This window comes from Planctomycetia bacterium (assembly GCA_034440135.1).
GTDB lineage: Bacteria > Planctomycetota > Planctomycetia > Pirellulales > JALHLM01 > JALHLM01.
Map to the genome: position 1 here is coordinate 1 of JAWXBP010000286.1, position 10235 is coordinate 10235.

The following is a 10235-nucleotide window of genomic DNA, read 5'->3' on the forward strand; positions in this document are numbered from 1 at the left end:
CGTTTCTGCCGGCGGACTCCAATCGAGACGGCGCGATCGATATCCAAGATATCAATTTGGTACGGAATGCATTTGGCCGCTCGTCCGTCGACCTTTTGAGCAGCTACTTGGGCGAAACGCTACCGTATGATGGTCGCGTGGATATCCAAGATCTGAATCGCGTGAGGAATTCGCTGGGGTTGCAGTTTTCGGTCGAATCGTCGCCCGACGGGTTGGCGGCTGGCCGGTCGGCAGTTCCTGAGCCGAGCACGCGGATTTTGACCGCCATCGCGATCGGGATAGTGGTTATGCCGACTATACGCCGGATGCGGAGGCGACGTCGGTCTCGGGTTCAATGATGCCTTGAAGCTCGGTGCCAGGGGTCGGCATAATTCTGCGGAACGTGCTTGACGCTCGCTGACGCTGCGACCGGGCAATCCACGACATTCCAAAGATTGCGTCACCCAGGGGGCTCGGCTGGGCCGAGCGTGGGATCCAAATGGTTGACAGGGACACCCCCAATTGTACGATATGGGAATCCCGTCAAGGCAGACAGGAACCCGACACCAAGGGCAGGCATCGGCGTAGCGGGTCGACGGATAAAGCAGTTTCGCGGATACTTCTCCGCCGCTTCGGCGCAGCGGAACTGCTGGTGCGCGCCTTCTCTTGTGTCTAAATTCCGAATTGGCGAACGGCATGCCATTGCAATGGCAACTGCTAGCCGCCGCTCGGCGTGTTTCTGAGACATATCATTGGTGAGCAAGGACCGCCAAAACGGCGAAGGGTGTACACCCATGGGGACGGAGTCTGCGCCGAAGGCGTGCGAGTCTCCCCCGCGGCGGTTGGACGAAATACGAAGCGCGTTGCTCGGACGCCATCGATCGAGCGGAAACGCGGCGAAGGAAAACTGATCTATGAGCCATAAAGCTCGACACAAACCGAACCTGCGAATCTCCGAACGAGGTGAGCTGCCTTCGCAGCCAACCGTCACGGCAGCGCCGCTGGGCGTCAAAACCACCCAATGGGCATTGGCGTGGGGGGCACTCTTTGCCACGGTGTTTTTGTGGTCCTATTGGACAACAATCGTCGAACTGGTCGATCGATGGGAGCGCGTGGCCGATTATTCCCACGGATTCTTAGTGCCGCCGTTGGCACTGGCGTTTCTTTGGTTTCGGCGCGCGGATTGCCCGCAGGTCTGGGCGCCGGCGCCGCTGGTGGGGTTGGGTGTTGTGGCCAGTGCTACGTTGTTCCGCTACCTGGGAGCGCGCATCTTCTTGCCGTCTTTTGACGGTTGGTCGATCCCTTTCTGGTTGACCGGCGTATGCATCTGGTATGGCGGCTGGCCACTGCTGCGATGGTGTATGCCGTCGTTGCTGTTTCTACTGTTCATGGTGCCGTTGCCCTACCGCATGGAGTACGCGATGGGGATGCCGCTGCGCCAGGTCGCGACCAAGGCCAGTTGCTGGGCGTTACAAACGTTGGGACAACCCGCCGTGGAAGAAGGCGTGAAGATCTTGATGAGTGAGCAGGAGTTGGACGTCGCGCAGGAATGCAGCGGCCTGAGAATGTTGGTGGGAATCACCGCCCTGGCCTCGGCCTATGTGATGTTCTCGCGAAAGCCTTGGTGGCAAAAGTCAATCTTGATTGTCGCCGCGGTTCCGGTGGCGGTATTGGCCAACGTCACGCGGGTCACCATTACCGCGTTCTTGTACGAGCACGTCTCGTCGGACGCCGGCAAGACGTTTTCCCATGACGCGGCGGGATGGGTCACCAATTGCGCCGCGGCGCTGCTGTTCGGCCTCGTCCTCTGGCTGTGTGGAAAACTATTCGTGGAATATGAAGAGGCGGGAAAGTCCTCTTTGATCGGAATGGACGTAACACCCGCCGCGACGAGCTAAGCCTCGGGCGACGTTTGTACTTTAGTTTGAAGTGGCCGGCCCCATGAATCACATCCAAGACGAATCCGACGCGATCGTGCCACGCATCTTGTCGCCGTGGCAACCGCCCATTGTGCAGCGGCACGACGCCGACGTCGGGGCATCGCCCGACTCGCCGGCTTCGGCCGGCGGATTGAACGCCGCGCTGATTTGGCACACTTGGCGGCGGTGGTGGCATGCCTGTCTGCCGGCCGGCGCATTATTGGCGTCCTTGGCGGTGCTCGGCGTCTGGGCGACTTTTCGGCCGGTGTATCGAGCGGAAGCCTGGCTTAAAATCGAGTCAAGCGCGCCGTTTTTGGTGTCTCAAAGCGCCGCGGGCGGCGTTTCGATGGGGTCGCAAGACGTTTTTGTTCGCACGCAATTACAGCTGATTCGCAGCCCGGTGGTCATTGAGCCCGTGCTGGAGCGGGCGCCGATCGCGGCGATTCCCGAGATCAGGGCGATGTCCAACCCCGTGGCCACGCTGGGAAAAACAATTTCGGTGGAATCGGACAACGATTCGGAACTTTACCAGGTTACCTACGCCGCAGGTTCGCCTACGGACGCGGCCAATCTCGTGAATGCCGTGTTGGAAGAGTACACGAAGTCGTATGACGACGAGGGCGTGGAGCGCCGCAAAACGATCATTGAGAATCTCGAAGAAGTGGCGAAATCGCACTACACGATTTTGACGGGCCTCCGCGCCAACGTGCAGGCATTGGCCAAGAAGTTGACGGGCGAAGAAGTTATCGGCGCCAGCGATAACGCGGCGGTCGTCTTCGGGAATCCGCAAGAATTGGCGGCACTGTTGTCGGACCTGGGTTCCAGTGAAGTCGACCGGGCTGTCCTGACGGCGGAACTGCAAGCCATGCAAAAGTCGCAGACCGAACATCGCTATGAGCCGCCGGAAGTGCTGGTGCAAGGCGCCATCGAGCAGCATGAAGAAGTGCTTAGGGCGCGCGCCGTGGCGGCGCAGGAACGCCAATTGTTCGACGACAGCGCCGCGGCGTCGACGCGGGGCGCGAACGATCCGCTCTTGGCTCGCCTGAGGAAGCGCGTCGCCGACGCTGAAGTGCTCGTACGCACAACGGAAGACAAGGTCCGCCAAGATGCGATTAAGATGCTTTCGACGCGGGCGGCGATTCAGGGGCAAGTCTCCTTCGACGAAAACGTAGCCGCCCTGCAAGCGAGAATCCGAACTCACGAAACACGCGAGGTGTTGCTCAAGGAACGGATCGCCAAGATCCGGCAATCGCATCAGGGCTCCGGCGAGACCGCGGTGATGCTCGAATTCGCCAAAGGGGACCTGTCTCGCGAAGCGGGGGTATTCGAGACGCTGCAGAATCGCATCAATGAGTTGACGACGGAAAACCGCGCACCGTCGCGCGTCGAAGTGCTGCGCAAGGCCCGCGCGCCATCCTCGCCTACGGAAATCCTGCCCTGGAAGAAGTTTGGCATGGGCGTGCTGGGAGGATTATTGGCGCCGCTGGCGCTCGCGCTGTTGTGGGAGTTCAAAACGCAACGCATTAGCGCGGGGGAAGAACTTTCGTCCGCCGGTCAGGCGCCGCTGTTTGGCGAAATCACCGCCCTGCCCAGTCGTCCGCGTTTGGCGACGAGTCGCGCCGAACAAGGCTTCATTGTGCAGCGCGCCGCCTTTGAGGACAGCGTTCATTACTTGTGCCGTAGCATGTTGCTGGCGGCCGGCGACGATTTGCACGTCGTGGCCTTGACCAGCGCGGTCAGCGGCGAAGGAAAGACTAGTCTTTCAGCACAATTGTCGATCAGTTTGGCCCAGTGTACTCATGCTCCGGTGATCCTGGTGGACGCCGACGTGCGCGATCCGGACATGCATGAGATCTACGGCTTGCCGCTTTCGCCCGGGTTGGTCGAAGTGATGCTCGGTCAGTGTTCGCTTAGCGAGGCGATCCATCCCACCGCGGCGAAGAACGTGTATTTGCTGCCGGCTGGCAGGGCGAACGCTCACCCGCACATTTTGCTGCACCAGGATCGCCTGCGGGAACTGCTGGACGAACTGCGCAAAGAGTACCGCTACGTTGTGTTGGATACGCCCCCCGTGTTGGCCGTCGGGGAATCGCTGTCGGTTTGCAAACTTGCCGACGGCGTGCTGATTTGCGCATTGCGCGACGTCACGAAGCAGAGTCAGGTGCAGGTGCTGCAGCAGCGGCTGCGCATGGCTGGCGCGAAGACGCTGGGAGTCGTGCTGAGCGGCGTGTCCCCGCGGACCTACGCCAGCAAATACGGCGAATACGCGTTTCGACAGAAAAATGCCTAGCAATGGCTGATTCCGCGCCCCGGCGCCTCCCGATCGCTGACTGTCATGATTAACTCCAAATCCCGCTGGCAATTCAACTACCGCTTCGCCGCCTGGTTTTGCGGCGTGTTCGCGCTGCTGGCCGTCGCCCTCTATTTTTGGCACGACTACCAATTCGCTAAGAGTTCCGCCTTGCTGCTGGAACGCGCACGCCGACAAGAACAACAAGAGGAATGGGAGCCGCTGGTCAAGTCGCTGCGACGTTATTTGCAGATGTCGCCGGACGACGACGAAGCCTGGCAAATGCTTGCCAAGGCCGAAGACCAACGGGCCAACAGTTTCAATGGACTTGTCGACGCTGCGCGCGTGCATGGACGAGTGCTAGCTAGGCCTGGGTTGACCAATAACGCGACGCTCCGCTTGCGATATGCTCGCTTGTTGCTCGATACTGGGCGCTACGAGGATGCCATTACACAGTCCGCGCTCGTGGGACAGCAGGGAACTGCGGATGAACAAAAGTCGGCGGGCGTCGTGCGCGCGTTGGCCCTTTTCGAACTGGCTGCGGCGGACACCGAGAAGGCGAATTGGAATGAAGTTCTGGCGGCGATCCTGGCCGCCGTCCAAGGCGCCCCGCCGTCCGATGACGACATTGAACTTTCAATTCGCTTGGCAGCCCTTTATCGGGATCCCGCGGTGCAGTTGCTCGGCGCCTCAACACCGCCTTCGCCGGAGGAGCGCAATGCCCTCGCGGACCAAGCAATGGACGATCTCGTCGCGCGCCATCCCGACCTCGCCATGTCCTATTTGACGCGTTATCGCTATCGGCTGGCGACGAACGCGACAGCGGCGTCCGCGGATCTGGAATCGGCCGTCGCGTGCGCGCGGCAAAGCGACGGCGAAGTTTGGATGGCGGCGGGCGAATTCGCCGTCGCATCGGCTCAGGGCCAGCCGGACGCACTGCGGACTGCGATGCAACACTTTGAAGCAGCCCGCAAAGCCGCACCCTTGGACCGTCGCGCCTACATCGGGCTAGTGCGCACGCTCATGCTCCTCGAAGCGGCTGAGCCCAACGGTCAATCGGTGGCAGCCGCCGAACAGGCGGTGAACGACGGACTGAAGCAAATCTCCGAAAACGACTTCGAGTTGAAGCTTTGGCAGGCGAGGATTTACCTCGCGAGCGGCCAGGATAAACAACTCGACGGCACACTCAGCGAATTGAACGCGCTGCGTGCGGCGAATCAATTGGCCTGGAGCACCGCGGTACGTTCGCTCGCGCAGGTGGAAATCGATCGACTTAGTGCGGAGCGCCTGCAATCGCGCGGTGAACTCTCGGCCGCCGCGGAAGCGTTCGAGCGATTGACGCGCGCGGAGGAGAATATCGGCGTTGACGCCGATGCCAGGCGATTGAGTTGGGCGGGGAGTTCCTACCAGACTTGGATGTCGCTCGGCCGTAGTCGGGAAGCGTTGCGAGAGGCGGATCGCGCGGCTCGCGCGTACGAACAAGCGCTGCGACTTTCACCCTCCTCCGCCGATGCACACCGTGGGGCGGCGCGGGCTTGGACGGCGGCCGGCCGACCTGATTTAGCGGCCCCTCATCTGAACTTGAACACCGGCGACGTGATCTCCCAATTGGACCAGATCATCAGCCGCATCCGCGCATTGCGTCTGGAAGACCGTGACTGGTCCGATGTGCGACGTCAGCTTGCCGCCTTGCGCGAGCAACCTGCGACACGATTTCGTGCCTGTCTGTTGACCGCTCAAGTGGAACTGGAAGCACGCGATCGGGCCGCCGCGATGACCGCGATTCAAACCGCCGAGGAGTCTCCGGCAAGTACTCCCGCGGAATGGCGTGCGCTCATTGCCGCGTATCACGCGGTGGACGCCGCCGACGACGCGGAGCGTTGTTTTGCGCAGCTCGCCAAGGTGTCGACGCCTGCCGAAGTGGCGCTCATGCGGTCGGAGCTGCTGAAGAACGAGGGGCGACTGGCGGCCGCGGAGCAGGCGCTGCGGAACGCGCGGGGCGGCGCGGCGGACGAGCAAGCCAACGCTCTGGACATGGCCTTGGCGCGGCTGTTGTTGTCCCAATCGCGATTTGCCGAGGCCAGGCAGCCGCTAGAGGCCGCTGCGCAAAGCAAGTCGCCCGACCGGCGCGAGGCGGTCCGCTTATTGGCAGGGCTATTTTTAGAGACCAAGGATTGGGCGAATCTGGAGCGCTACGAAGAACTGCTGCGAGAACTCGACGGCGCCGATAGCACGGAATGGCGTTATTTTCGCGCACACCGGTTGATACAGAACCCTGAGTCGGATAACGCGGCGTTGGCCGACGCGGCAGCATTGGCGAGCGCGATCACTAAGGTGCGGCCCGACTGGCTGCTGGCGATCCAATTGGAGGCCGAGGTCGCCGAGCGGCAGCAGCGATTCGATCAGGCGATCGCCGCATACGAGCGCGCCGTGGCCATTAGCGCCGGTACCGAAATGGAACTCCGACTCGGTTCTCGGCTCGTGGAACTGGCGTTTGACCAGGCCGGCGCGAATGGTCAGCTCTCTCCGTCCATCGAGAACACCTTGGCCGGATCACCCGTACTGTCCGCCGCCGCGATTTCCCGCTCCGTCGCCGAAGGCCGCAACGATCGCGCCTTGCGAATCGCCGAGCAGGCCGCGCAAATGCGGCCGCGCGACCCCGTGGCATTGTTTTGGTTGGGTCAAACCCAATTGCTTTCCGGTCAGTCGGATGCGGCGGCGGCCTCGTTGGGTCGCGCCGTGGAAGGAGGCGCGGATTTTTCGCTGGCCTGGGAGTCGCTATTGAACGTGCTGGTGGCCGCGGGAAAAGCCGATCAAGCCGGCCAGTTGGTCAAGCGTTTGGAACAAAACAAGTCGCTGCCGGAACCGGACCGCTCGCTCTTGCTCGCTCGAGCGAGCGCCTTGATCGGAGACGCTACGGCCGCCGACAAGACATACCGCAATATCGCCCAACAATTCCCGCAGGACCTCGGCGTGCTCCGCGCGGGCATCTCCTTTTTCGCCGGTCGTGATCTCGAGTTGGCGGAAAAGATGGCTCGCGACGCGCAGGCGCTGGCGCCTGCCGACGATGATGCGAAACGTCTGCTCGCCAGCGTCTTGGGCGCCCGCGGAAGCCGCGCGGCCTTTGACGAGGCGTCCGGCCTGCTGGGCGCCGGCGGCGAGCAACTCCCCACTGAAGAAGTTGATTTGCGGTTGTATGCACAGCTGTTGTCGCGCCGCCCCGAATTGGAATCTCGACGCAAGGCGATCGACATCCTCGCTGGCTTGGCCGCGCGCAAGGGAGTCGTGCCTTCGCAAGAGAGGCTCGCGCTGGCGGCGCTGTACGAGTCGACCCGGCAACACGCTCCGGCGTTGCAAGAACTGATCGCATTAAATGCGCAGTCGAAGATCCTAGTGCCGGACCATTTAGCGGCATTAGTCGACTATGCAATCCGGCATCCGGACGGAGTTTCCGCGGAACACACAGCCGCGGTGGATCAGGCCCTCGCGAGTTTGCAATCGCGAGAACCCGATTCATGGCGGACGTTTTCGCTGACGCTTCGCCGCGACCGTCAACGGGACGCGATGCTAGCAATTGCACCAAGACTCGCCGAATACACAGACCATACGCTGGCTCAGGCGAACACGCCTGAAGCACGTGCGGCCCTGCTCGCGAGGTCGGCCGATCTTTGCTCATCGGTGGAGGATCGCGAGCTTGCGGAATCGTACTTGCGTAAGGCGGCCGATGCGGCGCCGGATGGGCGGCGCGCGCTGGCGATGTTCCTCGCCGGGCGAGCCGAGGCGAATGCCACGCGCGAGGCGATTGATTTGTGCTTGACGAATAGCGCGGCGGAATCCGCCGCGGACGCGGCTACGCTCTGCATGGTGCTCACGATCAGCGGCGCATCGGACGCCGATTTCGCTCGCGCCGAGCCCGTGATTCGGGCCTCGCTGGCGAAGTTTCCGGAGGATCCGAGTCTGACGTTCGCGTGGGGTTCGTTGGCGCTCGTCCGCGGTTTGGACGATCAAGCGGAACGCTCATTGCGAAAGTCGCTTGAGCTGAATCCCGCCAATGCACTGGCGCTCAACAACCTGGGCTATCTGCGAGTCAGCCAGGGTAAGCCTGCCGAGGCGTTGGCGCTCGTTGAACGAGCCATCGCTGTCGGCGGTCCGTCGAGCAATTTTCTCGACACGCGCGGATTGGCTTTGATCGGCGACCGGCGTCTTGACGAAGCCGTCGGCGCCTTTCGTGACTTGGCCGCGGCGGCGGAGGATCCGGTGACCTACTTGCATCTCGCCCAGGCCCAACAGAGCTTGGGAAATTTGGACGAAGCCAAGGCCAGCCTCGCGCAGGCCAAGGCCCTCAAACTCAATCCTGCGACCCTGCCAGCCCACGATCGCCGCGGCCTGGCGGCATTGGAAACGGCGATTCAGAACTAGGTGTACGGCATGCGAGCTTACCTCCCTGTAATGACCGGCCTGCTATTGATCGCGGTCACCGCTTTCGGCGCGATCGAACATGGCCGGTTCACGAATCGTTGGAGCAACTCTGATGAAGTGCTGTCGCGCGCCGGCAAGGCCGTCGCTTTGACGCCGCTGGAATTCGGCTCCTGGAGAATGCAATCGGATCAGCCGTTCTCGGCGCGCATTCAGGGAATCCTGGACTTCTCGCAGGCCGTCAATCGCGTGTATGTGAACGAGAAAACGGGGCAAACCGTGGCGATGGCAATGCTCGTCGGTCCGCCGGGACCTACGTCCACGCACACGGCGGAGCTTTGTTATTCATCGGCGAACTATCAGTTGGTCGATGAAGCGGTCATTCTGGCCATCGATCTGGAACGCGGGCCGCAGGAGTTCCGCCGGATGAAGTTTCAGAGCGTTTCGGCGGAAGGGCGCCGGTTGGAAGTTTGTTACTCCTGGCGGCAAGAGAAGGATTGGACGGCGCCCTTGGTTCCCCGCGCCGCCTTTGGCGGCGAACCCTACTTGTTCAAGATTCAAGTCGCTTCAAACTACGAGATCGGCGCCAATGGTAAGGAACCGGCTTCGGCGTGCCAAAGTTTCCTGTCGGAACTGTTGCCAGCGTTGGACAACAGCGTCTTCGCGGAATTCAAAACAGAATGACCAACGTGCTTCCTGATACCGTTGAAGAACCGGCGACGCCAGGGAGCGCCAACGGCGATGTGCCGCCGCGCCCGCAGGGCGCCCCCGCCGCGCTCGCGCCTCGCACCGATGCGCACGACGTGGTGACCAGGATCGCGCCGTCGCGCGGTTGGGTTTCTTTGAAGCTGCATGAGGTCTGGGAGTATCGCGAACTCCTGTTCTTCCTGATCTGGCGCGACGTCAAGGTGCGCTATAAGCAGACCGTGCTCGGCGTACTTTGGGCGATCCTGCAGCCGCTCAGCACCATGGTCGTATTCAGCCTGTTCTTCGGCAAGCTCGCCAAGATGCCGTCGGACGAGCTGCCTTACCCGGTGTTCAGCCTGGCGGCCTTGGTTCCCTGGACGTTCTTCGCGAACGCCCTGGCACAGTCGTCGGACAGTCTCGTGGGCAGCAGCAATCTAATCAAGAAGGTCTACTTTCCGCGACTCGTGATTCCCATCTCGGCGTCGCTGGCCGGGTTGATCGATTTTAGCATCGCGTTCGTCGTACTCATGTGCATGATGCTCGGCTTTGGGATTGCTCCGACCTGGAACGTCATCTTCTTGCCCGCGTTTCTGGTGCTGGCATATACGACTTCGCTGGGCGTTGGACTCTGGTTGTCGGCGCTAAATGTGCAGTTTCGCGACGTCAAGTACACCATTCCGTTTATGACGCAACTGTGGATGTTCGCGACGCCGATCGCTTACCCCAGTAGTCTGTTGAGCGAGCCGTGGCGGACCGTCTATGGGCTGAATCCGATGGCCGGAGTGGTGGAGGGCTTTCGTTGGGCCCTGCTCGGCAGCGGTCAGGCGCCCGGCCCGATGATTCTGATTTCGGCGGCTGTTTCGGTCTGCATCTTGTGCAGCGGAGCGTTCTATTTCCGTCGCATGGAAAAGTCCTTCGCGGACGTGGTTTGAGGAACACTGTGA

5 protein-coding genes are annotated in these 10235 nt (G+C 61.7%); all 5 read left to right on the forward strand.

The window, feature by feature from the left end:
• The first annotated feature begins 893 nt into the window (after positions 1–893).
• From SGJ19_17420 to SGJ19_17440, 5 genes are read left to right on the forward strand one after another with little or no spacing between them, the layout of a single operon-like run.
• Positions 894–1877, forward strand: coding sequence for an exosortase/archaeosortase family protein (locus SGJ19_17420; protein MDZ4782031.1), 984 nt, complete (start codon positions 894–896; stop codon positions 1875–1877).
• 43 nt (positions 1878–1920) lie between these two features.
• The gene (locus tag SGJ19_17425; protein ID MDZ4782032.1) at positions 1921–4188 is read left to right on the forward strand and encodes a polysaccharide biosynthesis tyrosine autokinase; all 2268 of its coding nucleotides are present in this window, start codon (positions 1921–1923) and stop codon (positions 4186–4188) included.
• A gap of 45 nt (positions 4189–4233) precedes the next feature.
• Positions 4234–8607: a tetratricopeptide repeat protein gene (locus SGJ19_17430; GenBank protein MDZ4782033.1), complete on the forward strand. Its 4374-nt coding sequence runs from the start codon at positions 4234–4236 to the stop codon at positions 8605–8607.
• Between the two features lie 9 nt (positions 8608–8616).
• On the forward strand, positions 8617–9288 hold the full coding sequence (locus tag SGJ19_17435) for an exosortase-associated EpsI family protein (protein MDZ4782034.1): 672 nt from the start codon (positions 8617–8619) through the stop codon (positions 9286–9288).
• A complete protein-coding gene (locus SGJ19_17440; GenBank protein ID MDZ4782035.1) occupies positions 9285–10223 on the forward strand; it encodes an ABC transporter permease in 939 nt (312 codons plus the stop codon). Before SGJ19_17435 ends, SGJ19_17440 begins: the two co-directional genes overlap by 4 nt.
• The last annotated feature ends 12 nt before the right edge of the window (positions 10224–10235 follow it).

Coding starts and splice junctions, on each gene's coding strand:
- SGJ19_17430 (MDZ4782033.1), top strand. CDS start 4,234: ATGATTAACTCCAAATCCCGCTGGCAATTCAACTACCGCTTCGCCGCC.
- SGJ19_17420 (MDZ4782031.1), top strand. CDS start 894: ATGAGCCATAAAGCTCGACACAAACCGAACCTGCGAATCTCCGAACGA.
- SGJ19_17440 (MDZ4782035.1), top strand. CDS start 9,285: ATGACCAACGTGCTTCCTGATACCGTTGAAGAACCGGCGACGCCAGGG.
- SGJ19_17435 (MDZ4782034.1), top strand. CDS start 8,617: ATGCGAGCTTACCTCCCTGTAATGACCGGCCTGCTATTGATCGCGGTC.
- SGJ19_17425 (MDZ4782032.1), top strand. CDS start 1,921: ATGAATCACATCCAAGACGAATCCGACGCGATCGTGCCACGCATCTTG.